The sequence below is a fragment of the Kitasatospora sp. NPDC058243 genome (assembly GCF_042882025.1).
GTDB lineage: Bacteria > Actinomycetota > Actinomycetes > Streptomycetales > Streptomycetaceae > Kitasatospora.
Genome location: NZ_JBHVWW010000034.1, coordinates 1 through 25,102, shown reverse-complemented (window position 1 = coordinate 25,102; position 25,102 = coordinate 1). Strand labels below are relative to the sequence as shown.

At 72.3% G+C, this 25,102-nt stretch carries 26 protein-coding genes and 1 pseudogene; 14 read left to right on the top strand and 13 right to left on the bottom strand.

Annotated elements, in window-relative coordinates; all coding sequences use genetic code 11:
- The first annotated feature begins 97 nt into the window (after positions 1–97).
- Together ACFVX9_RS22320 and ACFVX9_RS22315 are read left to right on the top strand one after the other, a co-directional pair.
- Complete coding sequence (locus ACFVX9_RS22320) at positions 98–1,273, top strand: macrolide family glycosyltransferase (RefSeq protein ID WP_387983134.1); 1,176 nt, start codon at positions 98–100, stop codon at positions 1,271–1,273.
- Between the two features lie 99 nt (positions 1,274–1,372).
- Complete coding sequence (locus ACFVX9_RS22315) at positions 1,373–2,020, top strand: M15 family metallopeptidase (RefSeq protein WP_387983132.1); 648 nt, start codon at positions 1,373–1,375, stop codon at positions 2,018–2,020.
- 124 nt (positions 2,021–2,144) lie between these two features.
- Here the strand turns inward: ACFVX9_RS22315 and ACFVX9_RS22310 are convergent, their stop codons facing one another.
- Complete coding sequence (locus tag ACFVX9_RS22310; RefSeq protein WP_363580788.1) at positions 2,145–2,471, bottom strand: antibiotic biosynthesis monooxygenase; 327 nt, start codon at positions 2,469–2,471, stop codon at positions 2,145–2,147.
- Between the two features lie 312 nt (positions 2,472–2,783).
- Positions 2,784–3,540, bottom strand: a pseudogene (locus ACFVX9_RS22305) (helix-turn-helix domain-containing protein).
- A 495-nt stretch (positions 3,541–4,035) separates the two neighbouring features.
- Between ACFVX9_RS22305 and ACFVX9_RS22300 the strand changes: the two are divergent.
- The 4 genes from ACFVX9_RS22300 to ACFVX9_RS22285 all read left to right on the top strand — a co-directional run bounded on the left by ACFVX9_RS22300 (position 4,036) and on the right by ACFVX9_RS22285 (position 5,452).
- The gene (locus ACFVX9_RS22300) at positions 4,036–4,239 is read left to right on the top strand and encodes a hypothetical protein (RefSeq protein ID WP_387983130.1); all 204 of its coding nucleotides are present in this window, start codon (positions 4,036–4,038) and stop codon (positions 4,237–4,239) included.
- Positions 4,226–4,432 carry a hypothetical protein gene (locus ACFVX9_RS22295; RefSeq protein ID WP_380370487.1) on the top strand — a complete coding sequence of 69 codons (207 nt, stop codon included), beginning with the start codon at positions 4,226–4,228 and terminating at the stop codon, positions 4,430–4,432. Before ACFVX9_RS22300 ends, ACFVX9_RS22295 begins: the two co-directional genes overlap by 14 nt.
- A 56-nt stretch (positions 4,433–4,488) precedes the next feature.
- The gene (locus ACFVX9_RS22290) at positions 4,489–4,698 is read left to right on the top strand and encodes a DUF397 domain-containing protein (protein WP_380370485.1); all 210 of its coding nucleotides are present in this window, start codon (positions 4,489–4,491) and stop codon (positions 4,696–4,698) included.
- 565 nt (positions 4,699–5,263) lie between these two features.
- Positions 5,264–5,452, top strand: a complete 189-nt coding sequence (locus ACFVX9_RS22285) for a hypothetical protein (protein WP_063347404.1) — start codon at positions 5,264–5,266, stop codon at positions 5,450–5,452.
- Positions 5,453–5,527: 75 nt separating this feature from the next.
- Here ACFVX9_RS22285 and ACFVX9_RS22280 read toward each other — a convergent pair whose 3' ends face one another.
- Complete coding sequence (locus ACFVX9_RS22280) at positions 5,528–5,938, bottom strand: cupin (protein ID WP_380370480.1); 411 nt, start codon at positions 5,936–5,938, stop codon at positions 5,528–5,530.
- A 78-nt stretch (positions 5,939–6,016) separates the two neighbouring features.
- On the opposite strand from ACFVX9_RS22280, the gene ACFVX9_RS22275 reads away from it, so the two are divergent.
- Complete coding sequence (locus ACFVX9_RS22275; protein ID WP_387983128.1) at positions 6,017–6,514, top strand: MarR family winged helix-turn-helix transcriptional regulator; 498 nt, start codon at positions 6,017–6,019, stop codon at positions 6,512–6,514.
- A 39-nt stretch (positions 6,515–6,553) separates the two neighbouring features.
- Positions 6,554–7,576: a S41 family peptidase gene (locus tag ACFVX9_RS22270; protein ID WP_387983126.1), complete on the top strand. Its 1,023-nt coding sequence runs from the start codon at positions 6,554–6,556 to the stop codon at positions 7,574–7,576.
- On the opposite strand, the gene ACFVX9_RS22265 is transcribed toward ACFVX9_RS22270, so the two are convergent.
- Positions 7,573–9,645, bottom strand: coding sequence for an MFS transporter (locus tag ACFVX9_RS22265; RefSeq protein WP_387983125.1), 2,073 nt, complete (start codon positions 9,643–9,645; stop codon positions 7,573–7,575). The two genes, ACFVX9_RS22270 and ACFVX9_RS22265, sit on opposite strands and share 4 nt — an antisense overlap.
- A gap of 357 nt (positions 9,646–10,002) precedes the next feature.
- Here ACFVX9_RS22265 and ACFVX9_RS22260 point away from each other — a divergent pair, with 357 nt between their 5' ends.
- Positions 10,003–11,115 (top strand): peptidoglycan-binding protein, encoded by a 1,113-nt coding sequence (locus ACFVX9_RS22260; protein WP_387983123.1) that lies wholly within the window; start codon positions 10,003–10,005, stop codon positions 11,113–11,115.
- Between the two features lie 17 nt (positions 11,116–11,132).
- Here the strand turns inward: ACFVX9_RS22260 and ACFVX9_RS22255 are convergent, their stop codons facing one another.
- From ACFVX9_RS22255 to ACFVX9_RS22240, 4 genes are all read right to left on the bottom strand, one after another.
- Positions 11,133–11,723, bottom strand: a complete 591-nt coding sequence (locus ACFVX9_RS22255) for a TMEM165/GDT1 family protein (RefSeq protein WP_063351072.1) — start codon at positions 11,721–11,723, stop codon at positions 11,133–11,135.
- A gap of 301 nt (positions 11,724–12,024) precedes the next feature.
- A complete protein-coding gene (locus ACFVX9_RS22250) occupies positions 12,025–12,741 on the bottom strand; it encodes an ABC transporter permease (protein ID WP_380370612.1) in 717 nt (238 codons plus the stop codon).
- Between the two features lie 50 nt (positions 12,742–12,791).
- Positions 12,792–14,408: a dolichyl-phosphate-mannose--protein mannosyltransferase gene (locus tag ACFVX9_RS22245; RefSeq protein ID WP_387983121.1), complete on the bottom strand. Its 1,617-nt coding sequence runs from the start codon at positions 14,406–14,408 to the stop codon at positions 12,792–12,794.
- Between the two features lie 232 nt (positions 14,409–14,640).
- Positions 14,641–15,945, bottom strand: coding sequence for an MFS transporter (locus tag ACFVX9_RS22240; protein ID WP_363372327.1), 1,305 nt, complete (start codon positions 15,943–15,945; stop codon positions 14,641–14,643).
- Between the two features lie 147 nt (positions 15,946–16,092).
- On the opposite strand from ACFVX9_RS22240, the gene ACFVX9_RS22235 reads away from it, so the two are divergent.
- Entirely contained in the window at positions 16,093–16,653 is a 561-nt protein-coding gene (locus ACFVX9_RS22235; protein ID WP_380491006.1) for a MarR family winged helix-turn-helix transcriptional regulator, read from the top strand.
- A 171-nt stretch (positions 16,654–16,824) separates the two neighbouring features.
- Here the strand turns inward: ACFVX9_RS22235 and ACFVX9_RS22230 are convergent, their stop codons facing one another.
- From ACFVX9_RS22230 to ACFVX9_RS22220, 3 genes are all read right to left on the bottom strand, one after another.
- Complete coding sequence (locus ACFVX9_RS22230) at positions 16,825–18,654, bottom strand: glycosyl hydrolase family 18 protein (RefSeq protein ID WP_079135560.1); 1,830 nt, start codon at positions 18,652–18,654, stop codon at positions 16,825–16,827.
- Between the two features lie 370 nt (positions 18,655–19,024).
- Positions 19,025–19,660, bottom strand: coding sequence for a hypothetical protein (locus ACFVX9_RS22225; protein WP_380370460.1), 636 nt, complete (start codon positions 19,658–19,660; stop codon positions 19,025–19,027).
- Positions 19,661–19,823: 163 nt separating this feature from the next.
- Positions 19,824–20,384 carry a DoxX family protein gene (locus ACFVX9_RS22220; RefSeq protein WP_063347410.1) on the bottom strand — a complete coding sequence of 187 codons (561 nt, stop codon included), beginning with the start codon at positions 20,382–20,384 and terminating at the stop codon, positions 19,824–19,826.
- 200 nt (positions 20,385–20,584) lie between these two features.
- On the opposite strand from ACFVX9_RS22220, the gene ACFVX9_RS22215 reads away from it, so the two are divergent.
- Positions 20,585–21,217 (top strand): MarC family protein, encoded by a 633-nt coding sequence (locus ACFVX9_RS22215; RefSeq protein WP_063347411.1) that lies wholly within the window; start codon positions 20,585–20,587, stop codon positions 21,215–21,217.
- Between the two features lie 46 nt (positions 21,218–21,263).
- On the opposite strand, the gene ACFVX9_RS22210 is transcribed toward ACFVX9_RS22215, so the two are convergent.
- Together ACFVX9_RS22210 and ACFVX9_RS22205 are read right to left on the bottom strand one after the other, a co-directional pair.
- Positions 21,264–21,809 (bottom strand): NADPH-dependent FMN reductase, encoded by a 546-nt coding sequence (locus ACFVX9_RS22210; protein ID WP_380370457.1) that lies wholly within the window; start codon positions 21,807–21,809, stop codon positions 21,264–21,266.
- Positions 21,810–21,903: 94 nt separating this feature from the next.
- Positions 21,904–22,347: an Lrp/AsnC family transcriptional regulator gene (locus tag ACFVX9_RS22205; protein WP_063347413.1), complete on the bottom strand. Its 444-nt coding sequence runs from the start codon at positions 22,345–22,347 to the stop codon at positions 21,904–21,906.
- A 215-nt stretch (positions 22,348–22,562) separates the two neighbouring features.
- Here ACFVX9_RS22205 and ACFVX9_RS22200 point away from each other — a divergent pair, with 215 nt between their 5' ends.
- The 3 genes from ACFVX9_RS22200 to ACFVX9_RS22190 all read left to right on the top strand — a co-directional run bounded on the left by ACFVX9_RS22200 (position 22,563) and on the right by ACFVX9_RS22190 (position 25,065).
- Positions 22,563–23,393 carry a tryptophan 2,3-dioxygenase gene (locus ACFVX9_RS22200; RefSeq protein WP_380482067.1) on the top strand — a complete coding sequence of 277 codons (831 nt, stop codon included), beginning with the start codon at positions 22,563–22,565 and terminating at the stop codon, positions 23,391–23,393.
- A gap of 14 nt (positions 23,394–23,407) precedes the next feature.
- On the top strand, positions 23,408–24,634 hold the full coding sequence (gene kynU / locus ACFVX9_RS22195) for a kynureninase (protein ID WP_387983118.1): 1,227 nt from the start codon (positions 23,408–23,410) through the stop codon (positions 24,632–24,634).
- A gap of 161 nt (positions 24,635–24,795) precedes the next feature.
- Complete coding sequence (locus tag ACFVX9_RS22190; protein WP_380370449.1) at positions 24,796–25,065, top strand: hypothetical protein; 270 nt, start codon at positions 24,796–24,798, stop codon at positions 25,063–25,065.
- Positions 25,066–25,102: the final 37 nt, after the last annotated feature.

Here is a 25,102-nt window from a genome sequence, read left to right as displayed (position 1 = left end):
GGTTGCCAACGTTACGTACTGTGCTGATAGGCGAGTTGACGTCAAGTCAGCCCGCCGATCGCAGGACGCCTAACGCCATACGAGGAGAGGGCCCGACATGTCCCGACCAGCACACATCGCCATGGTGAACATCCCGGCGCACGGCCACGTCAACCCCAGCCTGGAGGTGATGCGGGAGCTCGTCGCCCGCGGCCACCGGGTCAGCTATGTCAACGACCCGTCGTTCGCCGAGCAGATCGAGTCCACCGGCGCCCAACTCGTACCCCACGACACGACCTTGTCGATCGTCAAGGGCGGGGTCGACCCCAACATCGGGGCCGGCGTGCACACCATGATCTTCGAGGAGGCGCAGGCGATGCTGCCGCGACTGCGCGAGGCCTTCGACAACGACCGGCCCGACCTCGTCCTGTACGACTTCATGGCGTACGCGGGCCGGGCGCTGGCCGACGGCTGGGGCGTGCCGTCCATGCTGATCTCGCCGTCCATGATCATCCGGGAGGACTCCCACCTGGCGCGCTTCGAGATGGCGCGGGAGGCCTTGGAGGCGGACAAGATCCCGGAGCGGTTCGCGCAGTGGCTCGCCGACAACGGCGTGCCGGCGGGCGAACCGTTCGGGTACATGCTGCGCCCGGATCGCGGGCTGGCGCTCATCCCGCAGGTGCTCCAGCCCGAGATCGAGCTGGTCGATCCCCAGATCTTCTCCTTCGCCGGGCCCTGCCTCGGCGCCCGCGAGCACCAGGGCGGCTGGACCCGTCCGGAGGGCGCGCAGAAGGTGCTGCTGGTCTCGCTCGGCTCCACCTTCACCCACCAGCCCGACTTCTACCGCGCGTGCCTGGAGGCCTTCGGCGACCTGCCCGGCTGGCACGTCGTGCTCCAGGTCGGCCAGGCAACCGACCCGGCCGAACTGGGTACGATCCCGGCCAACATCGAAGTGCACCAGTGGGTGCCGCAGTTCGCCGTACTCCAGCAGGCCGACGCGTTCGTGACCCACGCCGGAATGGGCGGGTGCAGCGAGGGCCTGTACTGCGGGCTGCCGATGGTCGCGGTGCCGCAGGCCGCCGACCAGTTCGACAACGCGGACCGGCTGGTCGAACTCGGCGTCGCCCGCCGACTGGACACCGCGCAGGCCACCCCGGAGGCGCTGCGCTCCGCCGTACTGGAGCTGACCGGCGACCCGGCGGTGACCGCCCGGCTGGACGAGCTCAGCCGCGAGGTCCGCGCCGGCGGCAGCGCAGCCAGGGCCGCCGACCTGGTCGAGGCCGCCCTCGTCTGAACCACCCGTCCGCCACCGCCCCGCCGCCCGGGGCGGTGGCGGACACCCCACCGGCCGTCGCGGCGCGCACCGTCGTTCCCTCCTCCCCAGGAGACCCTGTTGACCGAGATCATCCTCATGTCCGACCCACAGGTGGCCGCCGTCCCCATCCAGGACTGCGGCGACCGCCTCCTGGACGTACGCGAGCACGAACTCCTGCTGGACAGCCGCAAGCGCGACGACACCGGGGCGTTCGCCCACCTGCGGTCCGGCGTACTCGACCGACTCCTCGAAGCCCAATCACACCTCCCGGACGGCCTGCGGCTGCTCTTCGTCGAGGGCTACCGCCCGCCGGCCCTCCAGAGCCGCTACTTCGACGAGTACGCCGCCGAGTTGCGCGCCGCACACCCCGGCTGGCCGGCCGCACAGCTCCGCTCGGCCGCGAGCCGCTACGTCTCCCCGCCCGAGATCGCACCGCACAGCGCCGGCGCCGCCGTCGACCTCACCCTGGCCGACGCCGACGGCCACGAACTCGACCTCGGCACCCGGGTCAACGCCAACCCGGAAGAAAGCGCCGGCGCCTGCTACACCGACGCCGCCGACCTCTCCCCCGAAGCCCGCACCAACCGGCAACTCCTCAGCCACACCCTCACCCGCGCCGGCCTCGTCAACTACCCCACCGAGTGGTGGCACTGGTCCTACGGCGACCGCTACTGGGCCCTCGCAACAGGAGCATCAGCCGCCCTCTACGGCCCCGAACACCTGTAACCCTCACGCAGCCGCCCTCCTACGCCCGCCGCAAGCTCCGCCCGACCCGCCGACGACATGACGGGCCACCCAGAGCGCCCCGGGGCTCGGAAGCCCCGGGGCGCATCGGTCACTCGGTGAGGCGTCAGGCCTTGGGGCCGGCGGACTGGACGACCTCGAAGGACCAGAGGGTGGAGCCGGAGGCAGCGGGGCGCTTGGGGGCCTCGCCCTCCGGGGCGGCGGGGCGGTGGGCGGCCTGCATGGGGCCCTCCATCCACGCCTTGAAGTCCTCCTCGCTGCGCCAGCGGGTGTAGACGAGGTACTGGTCGGTGCCCTCGACGGGGCGGAGGAGCTCGAACCACTCGAAGCCGTCCGAGTTCTCCACCGCGCCGGCGCGGGAGGCGAAGCGCTGCTCCAGGACCTCCCGCTGCTCGGCGGGAACCGTCAGTACGTTGATCTTGACGACGGACATGCCGCTCCTTCTGCTCCGCCGGGGCCGCGGGTGCGGCCGCCGGTCCGGTGACTGTCTGCGGTCAGCAGTCTCCTACACCTCACACCGCGCGGGTCGAGCGATCCGGGACCTGTCGATCGAGACGGCTTGCGGCAAAGGGCCCGAAGTGCAGGCGGAGAAGGTGCGTGCAAACCCGGTTGGAGAACCCGAAATCCAACCGAATGGGGCACAGCCATGGGTATCGGCGACAAGTTCCGGGACAACGCCGAGCAGCTGGAGGAGGAAGCGAAGGAGCGTCTCGACAGCAAGGCTGGACATGCGCCGTGAGGCGGGCTACGCCTCCGGCGGCACGCTATAGCGGCTCAGCGCGTCGTCCGCCGTGGACTTGTCCAGCAGGCGCAGTTCCCACGGCCCAGAGTTGACGTCGAAGTCCTTGCCGAAGCCAACCCACTTGCCGGCCATGCGGCGGCCGGTCGGGTCGACCAGCAACTGAATGGCACCGTGATACCTGGCCCCCTGGTAGTAGCCGTCCTGTGCGGTCTGTTCCACCCAGGAGCCCGTCACGATGTTCCGATCAACGGTGAGATCGAAGGACAGCGGCGAGTCGGGATTGGACGATGCACCGGGGAGGGATCGCCCCGTGATCCGGTTGCCGTTCTGGGACAGCACGACGTGGTGCAGGCCGGTGAACGTGTTCTCCCGACTGCTGCTGAAGAACTCGTAGTGGCTGACCCATACCCCCGAGTAGTCCTCACCCGTAGGAGCGGGCGCAGCCTGCACGGGCACGCCCGGTTCATCACTGGTCACGTCGTGCCCTCCCGTACCGTCCACGCTGACCCTTGGCGGCAACTGTGGCGACTCGAAGCCGAGGCGGTCAACAGGGAATCTTGGTGACAGCTTCAAGGGCTCGAACGTACACCGGACGGGGATACCTCACCTCTCCCGACTCCCAGCGCTGAACCAGGCGCTTGCTGGCGTCGTTCGGCTCTCCCTGATCCTCCCCGACTGCCCGCAGCCGCTTCGCGAACTCGTCCTGGCTGAGACGGAGCCCGAGGCGTACGGCCCGAAGGGTCTCATTCGGCGTAGTCATGGCTAGACGATAGGCCCAAACATCGCCCAACGACGCCGAAATGACGTCTTGCCAGGACTCCGGAATGACGCCCTCGCGCCGTCGCAATGGCCCACAAGGTCGGGGCACGATCAGCCTGCTGACAGTCGGAGGACCACAGAACCGGAGTCGGAGAGCGGTGACGATGACACGCGAGGACCACGAGGCCGATCGACACAGGCGACCGCCCGGCAAACGCGCCAGCCCGGCCTTGATCGCCGCTTGCCGCGCCGACTACCACGAGGCCAAGGCGGACGACGATCGGCGTCCCCCGGACCCCTTCAAGTACGCCCCGCTGGGATGGGAGGACGTGACCAGTGGCGCCGCCTGACAGCCGGCCGAGGTGCGCCGTGTGCGCGTCCTTCGACAAGATCGCCCGCGCGTTCGCGGAGTCGCCCCAGCTTCCGGATCGGTCGGTGCTGCGCGAGATCGAGCTTCGCCGCCTGGCACACGAACTCACCTGTAATGCGGTGGCGCGTGTCGCTTCGTGAGATCGCCCGGCGGGCACCGGACACGCCCGCCCCGGACATTGACCAGTGCCCCGGCTGCCGGTACTTCGACTCCGCGCAAGCGCATTACCCCGCCGAGGACTTCCCCACGATCGCACGGAACTTGGCGCGCAGACAGGCGCAGCACATCACGGACGGCGAATGCCTGGTGATGCACGATGCCGACGAGTGAGCCGGAGTACCTGCCGCCGGATTGGACGAGTTTCCTGGGCGGGCCGGTGCCGTATCCGGTTGATCAGGACGACCAGGGCGGCACCGAGAAGGACACCGTGCCGCCCTTGGAACCCGTCCCCGACTCGCCGACCATGGCCCGCCTCAGGATCGCGGCGGCGATCGCCAACGCCCGCTCCCGCTGGGGGATTTGATACTCCCATCCCAAGGGGTGGGGACCGCAAGGAAGATCGAGAGAGAGGACAGTGCAATGACCGCCCGTCCCGAATTCGAGTTCGTCACCATCGCGGCGTGCCAGAACACGGTGCGCAAGGCGTGCCCGCAGGTGGCCACCAACATCCCCGGCGTCGTCGCCTTGCGCGACAGCGAGCGGCCCGGTGAGGTGGTCACCATGACCCGCGAGGCGTGGGCGGAGTTCACCGACGCCGTCAAGTGCGGGGAGTTCGACCTGAGCGCGTAGGAGACCTGTGGACTGTCAGCTGTGTGATCAGCCCATCGCGTTCGACCCGGAGACAGGCCAAGGCTTCTGCTTCCGGTGCGACCAGTGGGCGACCGTCTACCCGGATCAACCGGACCCGTACCGGTACACGCCCAAGAATCGGCCCTACCGGCCGAGGAGGCACGGGCCGAACGACCACCCGGGTAGCAACGGTGGGCAGTCCACGCCCGCATGACCCCGAAGACGGCCCCGTCCATGCATCGTCCCCCGTGACGCATGGGCGGGGCTTCGCCGTCCGGCGGCAGTTCCTACGACGGCCGATCAGCGCTTATGTGAGTGACTTGACACATTCGTTGATCTTGACGACGGACATGCCGCCCCTTCTGCTCCGCCGGGGCCGCGGGTGCGGCCGCCGGTCCGGTGACTGTCTGCGGTCAGCGGTTTCCTACGCCTCACACCGCGCGGGTCGGGCGATCCGGGGCCTGTCGATCGTGACGCTCCGCGGCAACTTGCCCGAAGTGCAGGCGGAGAGGGGGCGTGCAAGCCTGGTTGGAGAACCCGAAATCCAACCGAATGGGGCACAGCCATGGGTATCGGCGACAAGTTCCGGGACAAGGCCGAGCAGTTGGAGGAGGAGGCGAAGTCGCGCCTCGGCAACAAGCCCCCGAAGGCGGACGACGCCCAACAGAAGGCCGCCCAGACCCAGCAGCAGGGCCAACAGCAGGGCCAGCAGAACCTGGACGACCTACCGGACGACATCGACGACCGGAAGTAGCGGCCAAGACCGGGCGGGGACGGCCGAGGCAGATCCTCGACCGTCCCCGTACTCATGTCCGGACCGCTTCGCGGGTCAGGCGATCCACGGCGGGAGGAGGCGCTCGGCGTCGCGGGGGGCGAGGCCGCAGGCGCCTTCGGGGGTGACGGCGTCGGGGTTGTAGGCGTGGGCGGGGGACGGGCCGGCGACGATGGCGGTGAAGCCGTCGGCGGTGGTGATCCGGCGGGCGAGGTCGGCGGGGAGGACGAGGGTGTCGCCGGCGGTGAGGGGCACCGGGCCGTCGGGGAGGGTGACGGTGCCGGTGCCGGTGAGCAGTGTCCAGATCTGTTCGACGTCCATGGCGTGGAGCGGGCCGCTCTTGCCCGCCGCCATGTCGACCTGCCACAGGGCGAGGGTGGTTGAGCCCTGGGTGGGTGAGGCGTAGGTGGTCATGACGGCGTTCGGCGTCTCGGTGCGGCGGGCTTCGGCGTGGCGGATCACGGGCATGGCGAGGGAACCCCCTAAGATGGTCAATGGCGTTGTCTATATGGTCAATGAGGTTGTCTACCCATGTCAAGCGAGCCCGTGAGCACACCCACGAGCACACCCACGAGCGAACCCGCCCCGCCCGGCTTCGAGTTGCCGCTGCGCCTGCTGCTCACCTTCCGGACGATCATCGACGAGCTGCACGAGCGCATCGCCCGCGAGGGCCACCCCGACCTGCGGCCCATGCACGGCTTCGTCTTCCAGGCGATCGGACCGCACGGCACCACCGCCGTCGAACTCGGCCGCCGGCTCGGCGTCTCCAAGCAGGCCGCTGGCAAGACCATCGAGAACCTGGAGCAGCTCGGCTACGTCGAACGCGGCGGCGACCCGGCCGACGCCCGCCGCAAGGTCGTCCGACTGACCGCCCGCGGGGTGGACTGCCTGGTCCGGTCGGCCCGGATCTTCGACGAGCTGCGCGCCGAGTGGTCCGCCACCCTGGGCGAGGAGCGCCTGCGCGAGGTGGAGACGGCCCTGCGCCTGCTCGCCCCCGGCGACCCGTTCCGCCTCGATACCCCTCGCTGGTTCGGCGGCCCGTGAGGAAGAATCAGGAGCGGAACGAACCACAGGGGGAAGCGGATGAGACGGCTGGGACGGACGGTCGCAACGGCGGCCGTACTGGTGCTCGCGGCGTGCTCCTCGCCGGTTCCAGGGTCGCCGCTCCCCGAGCACATGTCCCCCGAGGCCCGCGGCTACCTCTCGGAGGCCCTGGACCTCATCCAGCAGAAGTCCCTGAACACCGCGAAGGTGGACTGGCCGAAGCTCCGCACCCAGGCCTTCGCCCAGGCGGCCACGGCCCGCACCCCGGCCGACACCCACACCGCGATCAGGGCCGCCGTCACCGCCCTCGACGACCACCACAGCCGTTTCTACCCGCCCGACCAGGCGGCGAAGGTCGACGCCGACCCGGAGGCCGTGAACACCCCGACCGCCCGGCAACTCACCGGCCGCATCGCCCAGTTGACCCTCCCGGCGGTGAACGGATCGGAGCGCACCTACGCCGGGTACGTCGCCCGCGGCCGTGCCGCCGTCGCCGAAGTGAGCGCCTGCGGCTGGGTGGTGGACCTGCGGGGCGAGACCGGGGGCGGGATGTGGGCCCCGCTGGCCGTCGCGGCGCCGATCCTCGGCGACGGCCCGCTGGGCGCCTTCGTCACCGCGGACGGCACCCGCAGCACCTGGTCGGTCCGCGACGGCGTGCCGTACCTGGACGACGCCCCGCAGGCCTCCCCCGCCGCCCACCACGACGAGGCGCCCGCCCACCACGACAACACGCCCGAAACGCCCGTCGCCGTCCTCACCGGCCGCGCGACCGGCAGCGCGGGCGAGGCGGTCGCCATCGCCTTCATCGGCCGCCCGGCCACCCGCAGCTTCGGCCGGCCCACCTACGGGGTGCCCACCGGCAACGCCGCCCACCGGCTGTCGGACGGCGCCGTCCTGCTGCTCACCGGCGCCGCCGAGGCCGACCGCACCGGCCGGGTCCACGAGGGCCCGATCGAGCCGGACGAGGCGGTCGAAACGGCCGACCCCCGCAAGGACGACGACCCCGCGCTCGCCGCCGCCGTCGCCTGGCTCTCCAATCAGACCCCCTGCAAGGCAAGCTAGAACGACCGCCCCTCGCCCCGGTACGGCGGCTCGTGGGCGGGCCGGTCCGGGCGGTCGCGCCGGTCGGCGCAGAGGGTGGAGCTGAGGCGGGTGAGCAGGTCGGCGAGGTCGGCGTACTGCTGCTCGTCCCAGTCGCCGAGCAGGTCGGCGAGTTGCGAGCGCCGGGCGGCGACCAGCTTGACGGCCGCCTCCGCCCCCGGTTCGGTGAGCCGTAGCGGCAGCCCGCCGCTGCGGGCGGCGAGGCCGCGGCCCTCGACTTCCCGGACGGCGCTTTCGATGACGGCGATCGGGATGATCCGCCGCTCGGCGAGTTCGGCCGGCTCGACCGAGCCGTGGTGGTGCATCTGCAACAGCAGCCAGCTGGAGGCGGGTTGGAGGTCCAGACCGGCCCCCTCGGTGATCCGCCGGAAGAGGTCGCGCCGGGCCTCGCGGGTGCTCAGCACCGAGAGCGCGCGGGCGATCTCGTCCAGCGACGAGCGTTGGACGGGGTTGAGGCCGATGGATTCGCTCAGGTCGGGTGCGGTGACGGTGGAGCGCAGCTTCTGTTCGCGCAGGAACAGCGACAGCACGAAGGCGACCAGCGCGACGGGCACCGCGTACAGGAACACCCGGGTGATCGACTCGGCGTACGCGTGGTGGACGGCTTCCTGGACGACGGCGGGCAGCCGGGTGATCACCCGCGGGTCGGAGGTGATGGCCTCGGGGTGGAAGCCGGGTGGCAGCGGCAGGCCGGTGAGGGCGTCGGCGAGCCGGTCGCGCAGCCCGCTGGCGAACAGGCTGCCGAAGATGGAGACGCCGAAGGAGGCGCCGATGGAGCGGAAGAAGGTGGCGCCGGCGGTGGCGACGCCGAGGTCCTGGTAACCGACGGAGTTCTGCACGATCAGCACCAGCACCTGCATGACCAGGCCCAGCCCGAGGCCGAAGACCAGGAAGTAGAGGCTCATCTCGGTGGTGCTGCTGTGCTCGTCGAGCCGGGAGAGCAGCAGCAGGCCGACGGTGGTGACGGCCGTCCCGGCGATCGGGAAGATCCGGTAGTGGCCGGTGCGGGCGACGATCTGGCCGGAGCCGATCGAGGTGAGCAGCATGCCGAGCACCATCGGCAGCATGTGGATGCCGGACAGGGTGGGCGAGACCTGCTTGACGACCTGAAGGAAGGTCGGCAGGTAGGTGAGGGCGCCGAACATCGCGAAGCCGACCACGAAGGAGATCACCGCGACCAGGCTGAACGTCCGGGAGCGGAACAGCCGCAGCGGCAGCACCGGTTCGCCGGCCGTCCGCTCGACCAGGACGAAGGCGAGCAGCAGCACCAGGCTGAGCACGCCGAGCCCGACGATCTGCCAGGAGGTCCAGCCCCAGGTGGTGCCGCCGAGGGAGGTCATCAGCACCAGGCAGGTGGCGACGGCGGCGATCAGCACGGTGCCGAGGTAGTCGATCCGGTGCTGGCGCCTGGCCTCCTGCCCGGGCAGGACGGCGGCGATCACCACCAGGGCGACGATGCCGATCGGCAGGTTGATGTAGAAGACCCAGCGCCAGCTGAGGTTGTCGACGAACAGGCCGCCGAGCAGCGGGCCGAGGACGCTGGTCACGCCGAAGACGGCACCGAAGAGGCCCTGGTACTTGCCGCGGTCCCGGGGGGAGACGAGGTCGCCGACGATGGCCTGGGTGAGCACGATCAGCCCGCCGCCGCCCAGGCCCTGCAGCGCGCGGAAGGCGATGAGTTCGCCCATGTTCTGGGCGATGCCGCAGAGTACGGAGCCGAGCAGGAAGATCACGATGGAGGCCTGGAAGAAGCGCTTCCGGCCGTACATGTCGCCGAGCTTGCCCCAGAGCGGGGTGGCGGCGGTGGAGGCCAGCAGGTAGGCGGTGACCACCCAGGAGATGTGGTCCAGGCCGCCGAGGTCGCTGACGATGGTGGGCAGCGCGGTGGAGACGATGGTCTGGTCGAGGGCGGCGAGCAGCATCGCCAGCAGCAGGGCGCCGATCGGCACCCAGAGGTTGGGGACGGTGACCTCCGGCGGGCCGGGCTCGTACGCCGGGCTGCGGTCGGACGCGGCGCGCGAGTCCGTCATGGCGGCTCCGTAGGGTCGCGGGCCCCGGCCGAGGCGGCGGGCCCGTGCGGATGATCACTCCCAGCTCACCATGCTGTCAGAAATGCCCCGGTTTGCTCCCTCGGATTGAGCCGAACGTAGCCGCCGGGCCCACCGACCCAGGACACACCGCACCGACCCGACCGCCGGCACCGGGGACATCCGCCGCTCCCCGACCGTTCCTCGGGAAACAACCGCCACCAACCGGCACAACACCCCCGCCCGGGTCCGGACGCCCCTGTCCCCCCTCCGGGACGTCCTGCATAATCAGGCGCGATCGTGAGCCCGGGAACCGCCCCGGGGCACGCAGACCGCCCGAGAACCGAGGAGGACCGGCCGATGCCGGACCAGCACTGCCCGACGTGCGGCACCGCACGCTCCACCGGGTGCGGCTGCGTCCCGGACCCGAGCCTCACCGAGACGGCCGTCCTCCCGCACCTCGAAGGCCCGCCACTGGTCCGCCCGTACGTGCCGCAGGCGGTCGGCCAGGTCGCCGAGGAGCCCGTGGCGGACGTCCCCGCCGTCGACCCGTTCGCGACCACCGTCCTGCCGCCGGTCGCCCCGGGGCAGCCGGCCCCCGTCCACCCCGCCCCGCCCGTGGTGCCCCCGCTGGGGCCGGACGCCGACGCCTACGCCACCACCGTGCTGCCGCCGGTGCCCGCCTCCGGGCCGGGCGCGTACGCGGCGGCGACGGCCCCGCAGGCCGCGTCCGGCGGCGACCTCGGGGTCTTCCCCTTCGACCACGCGACGCCCGGGCCCGAGCCGGAGCCCGTCGGCGGCCGGGCCGCGCGCCGAGCCGCCGAGCAGGCCGCGCAGAACCCGCTGGCCCGGCACAAGCTGCTGCTGGCCGGGGTGGGCGCCGGCCTGGTCGCGCTCACCATCGGCATCGCGTACGCGGTGACGCCCTCGCCCGCGCCGACGACCCGGCAGGCGCAGCCGCTGCCCACCACCCTGGCGCCCGCGCCGGTGGAGCCGACCGCCCCGGCACCGACGGACCCGGCCACGCCACCGCCGCCGACCAGCGAGGCACCGAGCCCGACGTCGCCCCCCAGCCGCAAGCCGAGCCCGACGAAGACGGCCACCCCGGCGCCGACGCCGACCACCCAGGCCCCGGTCGCCGCTCCCCCGGCCCCCGCTTCCGCCCCGACCGCGCCCCCGACGCCCACGCCCACCCCCACCACCGCGACGCCCACGCCGACCCCGACCCCCACTCCGACCCCGACCACCCGGGTGCTCCAGATGGGGATGACCGGCGCCGACGTCAAGGACATGCAGCAGCGGCTGTGGGCGGCCGAGTGCGGATACGTCGACAAGTCGATGATCACCGGGACCTTCGACTTCTGGACCCGGTCGGTGCTCGGCGACTACCAGACCAGCAACCGGATCAAGGGCGAGACCTTCGTCTACGGCCCGAAGACCCGGGCCGCCCTGGAGGCCGACCCGGGCTGCTGAGCCCCGCGGACAAGGGGTCAGCCGGTGATCGCCCCGAAGATGCTGATGCCCGCCAGCACCACCATGATCGCCGCCGCGACCCGGATGATCAGCTTCATCGGCACGTACTTGAGCAGCTTCTGCCCGCCCACGATGGCGAGCCCGCCGACCGCGCACAGCGCCAGCCACGCGCCGAGGCCGACGGCCAGCGGATCGGCGTACTTGGCGGCCAGGTTGGCGGTCATGATCTGGGTCAGGTCGCCGAACTCGGCGACCGCGACGACCAAGAAGCTGGCCCCGGCCACCTTCCAGAAGCTGTTCGAGGACGGCTCCTTGGCGGCGTGCCCTTCCTCGTCGTCGCCCCCGCCGTGGAAGAGCAGCATGGCCGCACCGGCCAGGAACAGCACGCCGGTGACGCCCTCGACCCAGCGGTGCGGCAGCAGCGAGAGCAGGTGCCCGGCGGCGAGGGCGAGGACGACCTGAACGCCCATCGCCGCGGCGACACCCGCGAAGACGTAGCTGGCACGGTACTTGGTGCCGAGTACGAGGCTGGCCAGCGCGGTCTTGTCCGGCAGTTCGGCCAGGAAGATGATGCCGAACGTCAGCGCGGCCACGGTCAAACTCATCAGAAAGGGTCCCTCGGTCGGGCTGCCCGGCCTCCGCAGGTCCGTCAGGGGACGCTTCGGCCCGACAGCACTGGTCATGGTCACAGCACTGCGGCCGAAGGTCTCGCCGGCACTGACCCCGGAGGATCGGGTGCCCCGGGCGCCGGGCCCGTGAGGGCCAGTATGTCGACGGTCCGGTGGAGGGCTACTCCCCTTCAACGTGCTCAAGGGTACCCGACCGCGTCCAGTCCCCAAGGCGGCCCGGTACCCGCCCCCGTCCGGTACCCGCCCCGGCCCGGTCCCCAGCGCTCACCAGCCCCCGCGCTCACCGGCCCGCGCTCACCAGCCCCCGGCCGACCAGCTCCAGCACCACCACGATCGCCACCGACTCCACCGCCAGCAGCCCGACCAGCACGAACAACTGCACCGCCCCCGCCTGGACGGGCGAGGCGCCGCCGAGCAGCATGCCGACGAAGGCGCCGGGGAGGGTGACCAGGCCGACCGTCCGGGTCTGGTCGAGAGCGGGCACCAGCGAGGTCGCGGCGGCGGTGCGGCAGATCTCCAGCCGGGCGTCGCGGTCCTCGAAGCCGAGCGCCAGGGCCGCCTCCACCTCGCCGCGGCGCTGCCGCAGTTCGTCGAGGGCGCGCCGCCCGGCCAGCGAGGTGGCGGTGAGCGCGCCGCCGATCAGGATGCCGGCGACGGGGATGACGGACAGGCCCTTGGCCGGCAGCAGTCCGACGGCCAGCAGCAGGGCGAGCACCGGCAGCACGCCGGCGCCGATCGGCGCGGCCGCCCAGACCCAGTCGGGGCCGGGGGTCATCCGCCGCCCGGCGGTGCGCACCGCGACGGTGAACATCAGCAGCACGAACAGCGCCGACCACCAGAGCGAGCCGACCACCCAGCTGATCACCGCGGCGACGGCGGCCAGTTGCACCACCGCGCGCAGTCCGGCCCGCAGCACCGCGTGCCCGTGGCCGAGCAGGCCCCGGCCGGCCACCGCGACGGCGGCCAGCAGCAGGACGGCGGTGACCACCCCGAGCATCGGGGTGACGGGCAGCAGCTGACCGCCCGCGGCGGACAGGGGCACCGGTGTCAGATCCAGCTGGTGAACCACATCCGGTCCTGCCAGGACGTCATCGGGATCACCTCCGCCGTGTACAGCGGGTAGAAGAAGGCGAAGCAGGCGACGATGGCGAGCACGATCAGCCCGGCGCCGGCCGCGCCGATCCGGCGGCGTTCGGGGCTGCACCCGGCCGGGCCGAGGATCACCCCGAGCATCTGCGCGACGGCCAGGCACAGGAACGGCACCAGGACGACCATGTAGAAGGAGAAGACGGTCCGCTCCTGGTACTGGAACCAGGGCAGGTAGATCCCGGCGACGGCGCACAGCACGGCGCCCGAGCGCCAGTCCCGGCGGAAGAACCACCGCCACAGCAGGTAGACCAGGGCGAAGCAGGCCGTCCACCAGAGCAGCGGGGTGCCGAGGCCGAGGATCTGGGACGCGCAGCCGCCGGTGGCGGTGCAGCCGTGCTGCCCGTTCGGGACCTGCTCCCAGTACATGGAGACGGGGCGGCCGACGACCAGCCAGCTGAAGGGGTTGGACTGGTAGGTGTGCGGGGTGCTCAGCCCGGTGTTGAAGTCGTACATCTGCGAGTGGTAGTGCCACAGGCTGCGCAGCGACGCGGGCACCCAGCTCATCGACACCTGCGGCAGCGGGACGCCGAGGAAGGTGTCCGGGGACAGGCCGGGGCGGCCGTCGGCCCAGTGCCGGTCGTACCCGCCCTCGCCGTTGCCGCCGCTGGCGAGCCAGCCGGCCCAGGCGCCGACGTACACCACCAGGGCGGAACCGACCATGGCGAGGAAGGCGGGGACGGCGTCGCGGCGCAGCATCGAGCGCCAGGGGCGGCGGGCGCCGGCCCCGCGGCGGCCGGACTGGTCCCACAGGACGGTCAGCAGGCCGAAGGCGGCGAGGATCATCGCGCCGTTCCACTTGACGGCGCAGGCAGCTCCGAGGAGCACCCCGGCGGCGATCCGCCAGGGGCGCAGGCCGAGCCGGGCGCGGTCACCGTCGGTGACGCCGGCCAGCCGGGCGCGGACGTGGTCGCGGTCGATCAGGAGGCTGCCGAAGGCGGCGAGCACGAAGAACATCTGGATGCCGTCGAGCAGCCCGACCCGACTCATCACCAGTTGGAGGCCGTCGACGGCCATCAGCAGGGCCGCGGTGCAGCCGATCAGGGTGGAGCCGAAGAGCCGGCGGCCGATCCGGGCGAGCATCAGCACGGTGACGGTGCCGAGCAGGGCGGTCATGAACCGCCAGCCGAAGGGGTGCATGCCGAACAGTTGTTCGCCGATCGCCATCACCCATTTGCCGAGCGGCGGGTGGGCGATGAACTCGGGCGCGGAGGTGAGCGGGATGTGCTGCGGGACGGCCAGGATGTCGGTGTTGGCGTGGTCCGGCCAGCTGCCCTCGTAGCCCTGCCGCAGCAGCGACCAGGCGTCCTTGGGGTAGTACGTCTCGTCGAAGACGAAGGCGTTGGGGTAGCCGAGGTTCCAGAACCGCAGCAGGCCGGCGAAGAGCGCGACGCCGATCGGCCCGAGCCAGCCGGACCAGTCGGCCGACAGGCGGAGCAGCCGGCCCCGGGCCGGTGCCGGGGCGGCGGGGGCCGGGGCCTGGGCCGCCGGGGGGTGCGTGAGCGCCGCTTGCGTCATTGCCTCGCCGATTCGCCTGTCTCCTGTGCCGGCCGGGTCTCCTGTACCGACCGGGCCGGGCGGCCAACAGCCACTGACACTATGTGGCGGTGGTCGCGAAGCCAAGCGCGACGGGCGCCGGCCAGGTGACCCGGTCGGCGCCCGTCGGCACGCCTGTTCGATCGGCGGTCACGCCGCCGTCCGCAACTCCTCGTCGGCGGTCACGCCGCCGTCCGCAGCCCCCCGTCGGCGGTCACGCCGCCGTCTGCAGCTCCCGGACGACCGTGGTGCGGACCACGGCCGGGGCCGCGTTGTCCTGCTCCGGCGTGAGGTACGGGCGCAGCCGCAGCGCCAGGACGACGACCAGCAACGTGGAGCCCGCCATGGCCGCGAGGTAGAGCGGCCAGGTGCCGGAGCCGACCAGCAGCACGCCGACGGCGGGGCCGACCGCGATGGCGATCTGCTTCACCAGGGCGTACCCGGAGTTGTAGGTGCCGAGCAGCCGGGCCGGGGCGAGGTCGGCGACGATCGGGCCCATGGTGGGCGCGAGCAGCGACTCACCGACACCGAACAGGGCGTAGATCGAGACGATCGCGACCGTGGCGGCCATGGTCTCGGTCCGGATCAGGCCGGCCACCAGGGCCATCGCCCAGGCGCCGAGCCAGACCACGCCGGCCGCGGCCATCGCGGTGGTGCGGCGGCGGCGCGCGGTGATCCGCACCATGAACATCTGCAGGACGACGATGGTCAGCGCGTTGGCGCCGATCGCGAAGCCCAGGGTGGAGGGCGGCGTGCCGACGGTGTCGGTGGCGAAGGCCGCGACGCCGGACTCGAACTGGCCGTAGCAGGTGAAGAAGATCAGCCCGGCGAGCGCGCAGAGCCGCAGCATCGCCTTGTCGGCGACCAGCGCGCGCAGGCCGGTCGGGCCGTCGCTCTTCTCCTGGAGGGGGATCAGCGGGTTGGCCGGCATCCGGGCGGTGCCGGTGACCAGGGCCAGGCCGAGGAAGGTCGCCGCCTCGATGGTGAACAGCCGGGTGAGGCTGGCCGGGTCGGCGACGTTCACGATCTGGCCGCCGACCAGGGCGCCGATGCCCATGCCCAGGTTGACCAGGGTGAACTGGAGCGCGAAGGCGTGCGAGCGGGTCGCGGCCGTCGAGCAGCGGACGATCATCGTGGCGAGCGCCGGCTGGCAGGTGGTGACACCCGCGCCGAACAGGAAGGAGGAGACCAGCAGGGCCGGGGTGCCGGTGGCGTGACCGAAGGCGAACGCGCCGGTGGCGGCGAGCGCCGTGCCGGCCAGCAGGACCGGGCGGGGCCCGTACCTGTCGATGCCGCGACCGGTGAACGGGAGGACGGCGAGCGCCGCCAGCGCGAAGACGGTGAACACCATCCCGGCCGCCAGCGAACCCAGCCCGCGCACCTGGTCCACGTACACGAACATGTACGGCATCGTGAAGCCGCTGCCGAACGCGCTGAGCGCGTTGCCGATCTGGACGCGGCGCAGCGGGCCGCCCGCCCCGCGTCGCTGCCGCCTCTGCTGCTTCACCGTGCCGGTCACCGTGCACATCCCTTCCTGGATTCAACTGGATACTCTTAAGGTCCAGAAGATTTCAGAGCTAAAGTTTGACAAGATAAAGTCTTAGCACCGGAAGAGTGTCGAGTCAAAGGCTTAAGGGATTCACGCCTCCGTGCGACACTGGTCCGCATGACTACGGACAAGCCCGCGCCGGCCACCGCCAGGGAGCTCGGCATCGCCGAGCAGGTGGCCGTCTACCAGCGGGAATTCCCCACCGTGGACCCCCAGGTGGAGACCATCGTGCAGACCCTGTCCCGGGTCGCCCGACGGATGGGCGTGGCCTACGACCGGCAGCTGACTGTGCTGGGAATCACGGCCGCCGAGTGGGAGGTGCTCAAGGCACTGGTGGTCTCCGGCAGCCCGTACCAGCTCGGACCGGGCGAGCTGGCCAAGCGGCTCGGACTCACCCCGGCCGCGATGACGCACCGGATCGACCGGATGGTGGCCGAGGACCTGGTCACCCGGGAGCGCGACGAGACCAACCGGGTCCGGGTGATCATCGAGCTCACCGACAACGGCCGCGACAAGTGGCTGGAGTCGATGCGGATGGCGGCGGTGTTCGAGGAGGAGCTGCTCCAGGACGTCACGGGCGAGGAGCGGGCCGTGCTGTCCGCGATGCTGGCGCGGATGCTGCGGCGGATCGAGGAGAGCCGGCCGGACGCGCTCGGGCGCACCGCCGACCCGGCCTGAGTCGCGCGCAAAGCCGACGAGCGCGCGCGACGCGCCCCCGGCCCGCCCCTGCGGCGCGCCCCCGAAACGCAACGAGTCCGGCCCGCCGGGGGTGCTCCCCCGGCGGGCCGGACTGCTTGGTTCAGGTGCTGCGAAGGTCCGTCAGGCCCTCAGCTCATGCCGCCCGAAGGGTCAGCAGGCGCCGTTGTCGGTCCAGACGCCCCACTGGCCGCCCTGGCTCGGGTCGTCGCCCTTGGTCCACCACTTGTTGGTGTAGTAGTGGCCCTTCCACGAGACCTTGGTGCCGCCGGCCGCGTAGGTGGTGTTGGCGTCCCAGCTCGGGGCGGCCGGGCAGCCGGCCGGCGAGGTCGGGGTGCCGGTGGGGGTACCGGTCGGGGTACCCGTGGGAGTGCCGGTCGGCGTGCCCGTGGGCGTGCCGGTCGGGGTCTGGGTCGGGGTCGCCGTGCTGCTCGGGGTGCCGGTCGGCGGGGCCGGGCAACCGGCGGCGGAGCCGTTGGTGGCGTTCACCATCGTGTCGAACAGGCCGGTCTTGGTGCCCAGGTCGTACAGCGAGAAGGCGAAGGAGCCGCCGAGGCCGTTGCAGTGCGCGTAGTCGAGCTTGGCCTGGATCGACCGGGTGTCCTCACCGCTCCAGAAGGTGTTGCCGTCGTAGAAGTACGTGGCCTTGGCGTCGTCGTCCCAGAAGGTCTTGGACGGGTTGTCGACGAAGCCCGCGAGCTCCTTGTACATCTGGATGCCGGGGACGTTGCCGGACATCGCCGCGCCGGTCGCCGGGCTGGCGGCGGGCTGGAACAGGCCGTTCTTGCCGTTGTTCTGGACGCCGGTCCAGCCGCGGTAGTAGAACGGCACACCCATGTTGATCTTGTTCGCGGGGAAGCCGCCGGGGATCCCGTAGTCCGCGTCGCCGACCGTCCACGCCTTGATCGCGTTGTCGATCGAGTACTTGCCGTGGCCCGGCTTGACCGGGGTCGACGGGTCGTTCGGGCCCGCGTAGAGCGCGGCCTGGTGGTTGGTCGGCCCCTGGGCGTCCCAGCCGCCGTGCATGTCGTAGGTCATGACGTCGAGGAAGGTGAGGTACTGACCGATCTTGTCGGTCTCGACGTTCATGATCTTGTCCTGGCCGGCGCCGACCGCCGCCGACAGGGCGTAGGTCTTGTTGTCGGCCTTGCCCTGAGCGTCCAGCTGGGTGCGGAACTCCTTCAGCAGCGCCGTGAAGTTCTGCTTGTCGGCCGGGCTGGAGATGTTGCCGGTGTGGCCGCCGCCGCCCGGGTACTCCCAGTCGATGTCGATGCCGTCGAAGACACCGGCGCCGGTGCCCGGGCCGCCGTAGCCGGCGTCGCTCGGGAGGTTGCCCTTGATGAACATGTCGAGGCAGGACGACACCAGGTGCTTGCGCGAGGCGTCCGTGGCGGCCGCCGGCGAGAAGTACTTGGAGTAGGTCCAACCACCCAGCGAGAGCAGGATCTTGAGGTTGGGGTTCTTCGCCTTCAGCTTCTTCAGCTGGTTGAAGTTGCCCGCGATCGGCTGGTTCCAGACGTCGCCGACGCCGTCGACCGAGATGTCCGCGCCGAAGCTCTTCTGGTAGTCGGCGAACGCGTCGGCCGCGCCGTCACCCGCGTTGGGGTTGTTGTCGTTCGTGTCGGCGGCCTTGGTCGCCTCGAAACAGCCCAGGTCGGTCGGGTGGATGTTCCCGAAGTCGTAGATCAGGTAGTCGAGCTTCCCGGCCACGCCGGTGTCCTGGATCGTCTTCGGGTAGTACGCGTTGGCGTAGACCGACCACTGGTCGTAGTAGGCGACCTTGATGCCGCCGCTGGTGGCGGCCGCGCCGGTGGTGTTGGTGGTCGCGGCGTTGGCCGCGGCGCCGCCGGTCAGCGCGAGGCCCGCGCCGAGCAGCACGGAGGCGGCGGTGCCGGCCGCGACGGCGGCCAGGCTCTTCGGGCGGCGACGACGGCCGCCCGTCGGAGCCGGGGTCCCGGCCCTTTCAATGCGTGAACGCAGCATGGGTGCGTGACTCCTGGTTGTGGGGGTTTGCGTCGTCCCGTGGGGATGCGCCCGAGGTGGGGTCGGGCGACCGGGACATGACAGCTCAGTGCGGGGAATCGTGCGGGGAATCGTGCGGGGAATCGTGCGGGGAATCGTGCGGGGAATCGAGCGGGATCAGCGGGATCGGGCCTGGACGGACACCGGGATGTGCCGAACCGGCGCCCGCGGCACGAGGCCGTTGACGCCGGTTCAGGGGCTCCCTGCACCTGGGCAATAAAAATGGACTAGACCAACTCCCCCGTCAAGGGGTCCCGTTGGGCCTTGAGCCGCGCTTAAGGTTCGGCCCCCGCCGGACACCCGCGCTGACCTGCGCGCCAGTAGCGGGGAGTCAGTAGCGCAGCGCGTTCGCCACCACGGCCTTCAGGCTGCCCGAGAGGTCCCGGTTGCTGCGCGCGGTGGCCTGGGCGCTCCGGCCGGCCGCCACGTCCTGGACCGTCACCGCGGTCGCGTCCTGCACCGAGCCGGAGTCGTCGGTGAAGTCGACCTGGATCACGTACCGGTACGACTGCTGCCCGTGGTTGGTGACGGTCAGCTCCACCTGCGCCCTGCCGTCCGAGCCGGTGCTCACCGCCCCGACGGCCACGTCCCCCTTGGCGTCCAGCCCGCCCTTGATCCCGGAGACCGCCGAGGAGGCCGCCGACACCGCCGCCGAGGCCCGCGCCTCCGCCGAGGCGATCACCGCCCCCGCCCCGCCCGCCACCGAGGCCAGCGCCGAGGCGGCGGACGCGGCGGCCGAGGCGCCCCGCTCGATCGCGGCGGAGGCCGAGGTGGCCACGCTGCTCGCGCTCTTTCCGGAGGAGCAGCCCGCCAGCGCCACCGCGGCGACCATGGTGGCGGCCAACACCCCGGCCACCGACCGGCGTTGGCGGCGCACCGGCGGCGCGTCCAGGTGCCGTGCGGTGACCCGCGGCCTCGAACCGATCCGGGTGAGCGGCTGGCGGTCCATGCGGTCCAGGCGGTCCATGCGGTCCCTCGTTTCTGCCTCGGCGCCGGGCTGCCCGGCACGCCTCCCCGCCCACCCTCCGAGGGCCGCCCGGGGGCCGCCAGCAGGACTGGTGCCTCCGGGTGACCCGGGCGAGCAGGCCGGCGCGGGCCGCCCCCGGACAGGACCTGGGGCCGCCGGCGCGTCAGGACAGCCCCGAACCCTCCTGCGCGTCCGCCTCCATCGCGGCCCGCTCCTCGCGCAGCCGCACCACGTGCCGGCGCCGCGCCACCACGCCGTACGCCCCGGCGACGGACCCCGCGAAGGCCGCCAGGCCCATCCACGGCCGGTCGAGGACGTGGCAGGTCAGGTGGTCCAGCGAGTACCGCCCCGGACCGGCCAGGCCGAGCGCCAACCCGGCCGCGCCGAGGAAGGCCGGGTACTCGTAGCCGCCGGAGGTCGCGAAGAAGCCCCCGGGGGCGTGCACCGCCACCGCGCCGGCCATCGTCCCGGCCACCACCGCGCCGGCCGCCCCGGTGGCCAGCCCGGCGACCAGCAGCACGCCGCCGCCCGCCTCACCGGCGCCCGCCGCGATGGCGCTCTGCCGACCGGGGTGGAAGCCCATGTGCTCCATCGCCTGGGCGGTGCCCTCCAGGCCGCCGCCGCCGAACCAGCCGAACAGCTTCTGGGTGCCGTGCGCGATCAGCACCCCGCCGACCGCGCCGCGCAGGGCCAGCAGGCCCAGGTCCTTACGGTTCAGACACATGTCGCATCCTCGCTCCCGGGCAGGTGATCCGACTTCCATGGGAGCCGAGAGCGCGCACCCGTTCGAGCCGGGACGGCCATCCGGGCGAATTCGCCGGCGACCGGGAATGAACCGCCCCCCGACGAGATTCACGCCACGCCCGACCGCGGGGCGTGGCGTGGCGGAGCGGCCGCACCAGCCGCCGCGGTCATGCTTGGCGCATGTTCGTCTTCAATCTGAGCAGCGCCTTCATCACCTTCTTCGCCGTGGTCGGACCGCCCAAGGTCCTGCTGGCCTTCGCCCGGCTGGCCTCCACCCGGAGCACCCGGGAACTGCGGCGGCTGGCGGCGTGGAGCACGGTCATCTCGGCGGTGATCGGCCTGGTGCTCGGCTTCACCGCGGACGAGGTCACCACGCTCTTCCACATCAGCGACCAGTCGCTGCAGCTCGCCGGCGGGGCGATCTTCTTCATCTACGCGGTCGCGCTGGTCTTCGGCGTCCACCTCGGCGGCGAGAGCGAGGACGGCGACCACCTGCCGAACCCGATGGTGGACGGCATCCGCGAACTGCTGCTGCCGTACATCGCCAGCCCGCTCGCGGTCACCGCCGTGCTGGTCGCCTCGCTCGCCCGCAACGACTGGGGCTGGAAGGCCACCATCGGCGGGGCCTACCTCGCGGTCGTGGTGATCAACTACGTCTGCGTGGCCCTGCTGGCGCCGCTGATGCAGCGCACCCACCGCACCTCGCTGGAGGTGCTCTCCCGGCTGCTCGGGCTGCTGCTCGCGGCGGTCGGCGTGGAGCTGTTCCTGACCGGCCTGGCCGGGCTCGGGGTGCACATGCCCGAAGGGCACTGAGCCAGGCCGCCGCCCGTCAGACCGCCGCCCGCCAGGCCGCCGCCCGTCAGACCGCGGCGGCCGCCAGCCGGGCCAGCACCTCGCCGATCCGCTCCCGCACCAGCGGATCGGCGACCAGCCCGTCCGGGCCGACCGCCCCGCGGTCCAGCGGGATGCGGACGCAGGCCCCGTCCACCACGGCCGCGCCGGTGTAACCGAGGACGGTGCGCAGGGTGGCCTCCGCGCCCTGACCCCGGCCCGGGCCGGCCGCGTTGATCCAGCCGGCGGGCTTGTCCGCGATCTCCGTCCCGCCGACCGTCCAGTCCAGCAGGTTCTTGAAGGAGCCGGGCAGCGTCCCGGCGTACTCGGGGGTGCAGACCAGCAGCGCGTCGGCGGCCTCGACGGCGGCGCGCAGGGCGGCCACCGGTCCGGGCAGCGGGTCGGTGTCGTGGTCCGGGTTGAAGTGCGGCAGGCCGGCCAGCCCGGCGTAGTAGGTGGCCCGCAGGCCCGGGGTGGCGGCGGCCACGGCGGCGGCGGTGCGCAGCACGGTCTCGTTGGTGGAACCGGCCCGCAGGCTCCCGGGCAGCAGCAGGATGTGACGCTCGTTCGGCATGCCGAGGAACCTACCGTTCCGGCCCCGGGCCGCTCGGCGGCCGTGCCGGCGCCATGGCGCCACGCCGGGGCGACGGCGCTACGGCTCCACGGCGCTACGCCCCGGCGGGCGCGACCACCGGCCGCCAGGGCACCGGGCTGGAGAGGATCATCGAGCTGGACGGCTGGCCGTAGCCGCCGAGCCGGTCGCACAGGGCCTCGAAATCGGCCATCGTGGGCACCGCGACCAGCAGCGCGCAGCAGGCCCCGCCGGTGACCCGGTGCAGCTGGAGCACCTCCGGCCAGGCGGCCACCTGGGGGTCGCGCAGCACGCAGCGCGGGCCGTAGCACTGGATCTGGACCAGCGCGGTGATCGGCAGTCCGGCCCGGCTGAGGTCCACGTGGGCGTGGTACCCGGTGATCACGCCGTCGGACTCCAGTCGGCGGACCCGTTCGGCCACCGCGGGTGCGGACAGGCTCACCCGGCGGGAGAGTTCGTTGTAGGAGAGCCTGGCGTCGGTCTGCAACTCGGCCAGCAGGCGGCGGTCGACGGCGTCCATGGCGGCTCCCGGAGTGACTGGAATGGGTGGTTTCGCGATCGTAAAGCGAATCGGCCGAACGCCTCGCGAACGACAGCCCGGATCGCGGTTGCGGTGTCCGTCGACCATTCAACCGGGGGGTCGCACCGCCGCACAATGGGCACCCCGGTGGAACCAGGCCGTCCGTCTGGTCGCCGGTCCGGGCGACGGGCCCGGGTGGATCAGGAGGAATCGGGATGGGGCACGACACGGTGGAGACGCCCAGCCTGTCGTTCGGTCGGCGCGGGGAGCCGGATCGGGGCACCCCGTACGCCCGCTACGTGTGCCTGGACGAGCTGCACAGCCTGCAGCACCCGCGCAGCAAGGTGCCGGCCGAGCTGTCGTTCATCGTCACCACGCAGGTGATGGAGCTGCTGTTCGACCTGCTGCGGCACGAGTGGACGCTCGCCCAGCGCGCGCTGCGCGAGGACGACCTGCCCACCGCGCTGGCCGCGCTGCGGCGCGGCACCCACGCGCAGGACGTGCTGGTGGAGTCCTGGGACCTGCTGGCCACCATGACGCCGCAGGAGTTCAACGGCTTCCGCGCGGAGTTCGGCCAGGCCTCCGGCTTCCAGTCCGCGGCCTTCCTGCACCTGGAGTTCCTGCTCGGCAACAAGAACGCCGCACTGCTCGCGATGTACGACGGGATGCCGCGGACGCAGGCCGAGCTGACCGAGGCCCTGCGCTCCCCCGGCCTGTACGACGACGCGCTGGCCCTGCTGGCCCGGCACGGCCTGCCGCTGCACCCGGAGCCCTCCGAGCAGCGCTACCGCGCCAGCGACGAGGTCGCCGCGGCCTGGCGCCTGGTCTACACCGACCCGGAGCACGCCGACCTGCAGCCGCTCGCCGAGGCGCTGCTGGACGTCGCCGAGCGGGTCACCCGCTGGCGCCAGCGCCACCTGTCCGCGGTCAAGCGGACCATGGGCGGCAAGCCCGGCTCGGGCGGCTCCAGCGGGCTGAGCTGGCTGCGCAGGTCCGCCGAGCAGGACGTCTTCCCGGAGCTGTGGACGATCCGGGACGAGCTGTGAACGAGGGGATGGGCATGGTCACACGCGAGGAGTGCGCGGCGCTGGACGCCGTCGACCCGCTGGCGGCGTTCCGCAAGGAGTTCGCCCTGCCGGACGGGGTGGTCTACCTGGACGGGAACTCGCTCGGCGCGCTGCCGGTACGCACCGCGGAGCGGGTGCGGCAGGTGGTCGAGGAGGAGTGGGGCCGGGAGCTGATCCGCAGCTGGAACGACGCCGGCTGGTTCGAGCAGCCCTACCGGCTGGGGCGGCGGATCGCCCCGCTGGTCGGGGCCGGCCCGGAGGAGGTGGTGGTCTGCGACACCACCTCGGTGAACCTGTTCAAGGTGCTCGTCGCCGCGCTGCGGCTGCGCCCCGGGCGGCGCACGGTGCTGGGCGACGGCGAGGCGTTCCCGACCGACCTGTACATCGCCGAGGGCGCCACCGGCCTGGTCGAGGGCGCGCGCAGCGTGCTGGTCCGGCCGGAGGAGCTGGACCGGCACCTGGACGACGACGTCGCCGCGGTCGTCCTCTCGCACGTGGACTACCGCACCGGCGAGCTGCTGGACCTGCCCGGGATCACCGCCCGGGTGCAGGCCGCGGGCGCGCTGATGATCTGGGACGTCTGCCACTCGGTGGGCGCGCTGCCGGTCGAACTCGGCGCCGCGGGCGCGGACTTCGCGGTCGGCTGCACCTACAAATACCTGAACGGCGGCCCCGGTTCGCCGGCCTTCCTGTACGCCGCCGAGCGGCACCTGGCGGCCGGCCCGCGGCAGCCGCTGAGCGGCTGGTTCGGGCACGCCCGCCCGTTCGCCTTCGAACCCGGGTACGACCCCAAGCCGGGCATCGGGCGCTTCCTGACCAGTTCGCCGTCACTGCTCGGGCAGGCCGCACTGGGCGCGAGCCTGGACGTCTGGGAGCGCGCCGACCCGGCCGCCGTCCGGGCGAAGAGCCTGGCCCTGACCGACCTGTTCATCGGACTGGTCGAGGGTCTGGACGGGATCGAGGTGGTGACCCCGCGCGAGCACGCCCGGCGGGGCAGCCAGGTCGCGCTGCGGCACGCCGACGGCTACCCGGTGGTGCAGGCGCTGATCGCGCGCGGCGTGATCGGTGACTTCCGTGCGCCCGACCTCATGCGGTTCGGCTTCACCCCGCTGTACCTCTCGTACACCGACGTCTGGGACGCGGCCCGGGAGCTGGCCGAGGTGCTGGCCGGCGGGGAGTGGCGGGAGGAGCGGTTCTCCCGCCGGGGCGAGGTGACCTGAGGCCCGGCGGCGCGGTCGGGGTCCGGCGCGGTCCGGGCCTGGCGTCGGCGGACAGTCCGTCACGGGACAGTGACGCAGGTCATGTTCAGGTAAAGTTCGACCCCCATCATCCTTGGGAAGCCTTCCGGTTGACTCACCGTCAGCCGCAAAGGGAGGTTTGCATGAACATCGAACTCGGACCGCTTGAGCCCGAACCCTTCATGCTGGCCCTGGGGTTGACCCTGCTCTTCCTGATCACGTGGACGCTGGGCCACCGCCTCCTCCCCCGCGTCGAGCGGGCCCAGGCCGAGCGGTGGGACGCGACCGGGGGCCGCACCGAACGCGCCGACGCCATCCGCGCCGAAGCCGAGGCCGGCCGGGTGGTCGGCGAACCGGTGCACGCCGTAGCCGCCGGCCGCCGCACGGTGGACCGCTTCTTCCGCTCCCGCTGAGCCGCCGTCGGCCCCTCGCCCGCGCTGGGCGAGGGGC

Excerpts from the sequence above, each read along its gene's own strand:
- ACFVX9_RS22230 (WP_079135560.1), bottom strand. The coding sequence starts at position 18,654 with ATGCTGCGTTCACGCATTGAAAGGGCCGGGACCCCGGCTCCGACGGGC.
- ACFVX9_RS22225 (WP_380370460.1), bottom strand. The coding sequence starts at position 19,660 with ATGGACCGCCTGGACCGCATGGACCGCCAGCCGCTCACCCGGATCGGT.
- ACFVX9_RS22235 (WP_380491006.1), top strand. The coding sequence starts at position 16,093 with ATGACTACGGACAAGCCCGCGCCGGCCACCGCCAGGGAGCTCGGCATC.
- ACFVX9_RS22190 (WP_380370449.1), top strand. The coding sequence starts at position 24,796 with ATGAACATCGAACTCGGACCGCTTGAGCCCGAACCCTTCATGCTGGCC.
- ACFVX9_RS22285 (WP_063347404.1), top strand. The coding sequence starts at position 5,264 with ATGGGTATCGGCGACAAGTTCCGGGACAAGGCCGAGCAGTTGGAGGAG.
- ACFVX9_RS22295 (WP_380370487.1), top strand. The coding sequence starts at position 4,226 with ATGCCGACGAGTGAGCCGGAGTACCTGCCGCCGGATTGGACGAGTTTC.
- ACFVX9_RS22200 (WP_380482067.1), top strand. The coding sequence starts at position 22,563 with ATGGGGCACGACACGGTGGAGACGCCCAGCCTGTCGTTCGGTCGGCGC.
- ACFVX9_RS22205 (WP_063347413.1), bottom strand. The coding sequence starts at position 22,347 with ATGGACGCCGTCGACCGCCGCCTGCTGGCCGAGTTGCAGACCGACGCC.
- ACFVX9_RS22210 (WP_380370457.1), bottom strand. The coding sequence starts at position 21,809 with ATGCCGAACGAGCGTCACATCCTGCTGCTGCCCGGGAGCCTGCGGGCC.
- ACFVX9_RS22215 (WP_063347411.1), top strand. The coding sequence starts at position 20,585 with ATGTTCGTCTTCAATCTGAGCAGCGCCTTCATCACCTTCTTCGCCGTG.
- ACFVX9_RS22280 (WP_380370480.1), bottom strand. The coding sequence starts at position 5,938 with ATGCCCGTGATCCGCCACGCCGAAGCCCGCCGCACCGAGACGCCGAAC.
- ACFVX9_RS22250 (WP_380370612.1), bottom strand. The coding sequence starts at position 12,741 with ATGCTCGGGGTGGTCACCGCCGTCCTGCTGCTGGCCGCCGTCGCGGTG.
- ACFVX9_RS22290 (WP_380370485.1), top strand. The coding sequence starts at position 4,489 with ATGACCGCCCGTCCCGAATTCGAGTTCGTCACCATCGCGGCGTGCCAG.
- ACFVX9_RS22320 (WP_387983134.1), top strand. The coding sequence starts at position 98 with ATGTCCCGACCAGCACACATCGCCATGGTGAACATCCCGGCGCACGGC.
- ACFVX9_RS22265 (WP_387983125.1), bottom strand. The coding sequence starts at position 9,645 with ATGACGGACTCGCGCGCCGCGTCCGACCGCAGCCCGGCGTACGAGCCC.
- ACFVX9_RS22245 (WP_387983121.1), bottom strand. The coding sequence starts at position 14,408 with ATGACGCAAGCGGCGCTCACGCACCCCCCGGCGGCCCAGGCCCCGGCC.
- ACFVX9_RS22310 (WP_363580788.1), bottom strand. The coding sequence starts at position 2,471 with ATGTCCGTCGTCAAGATCAACGTACTGACGGTTCCCGCCGAGCAGCGG.
- ACFVX9_RS22220 (WP_063347410.1), bottom strand. The coding sequence starts at position 20,384 with ATGTGTCTGAACCGTAAGGACCTGGGCCTGCTGGCCCTGCGCGGCGCG.
- ACFVX9_RS22270 (WP_387983126.1), top strand. The coding sequence starts at position 6,554 with ATGAGACGGCTGGGACGGACGGTCGCAACGGCGGCCGTACTGGTGCTC.
- ACFVX9_RS22260 (WP_387983123.1), top strand. The coding sequence starts at position 10,003 with ATGCCGGACCAGCACTGCCCGACGTGCGGCACCGCACGCTCCACCGGG.
- kynU (WP_387983118.1), top strand. The coding sequence starts at position 23,408 with ATGGTCACACGCGAGGAGTGCGCGGCGCTGGACGCCGTCGACCCGCTG.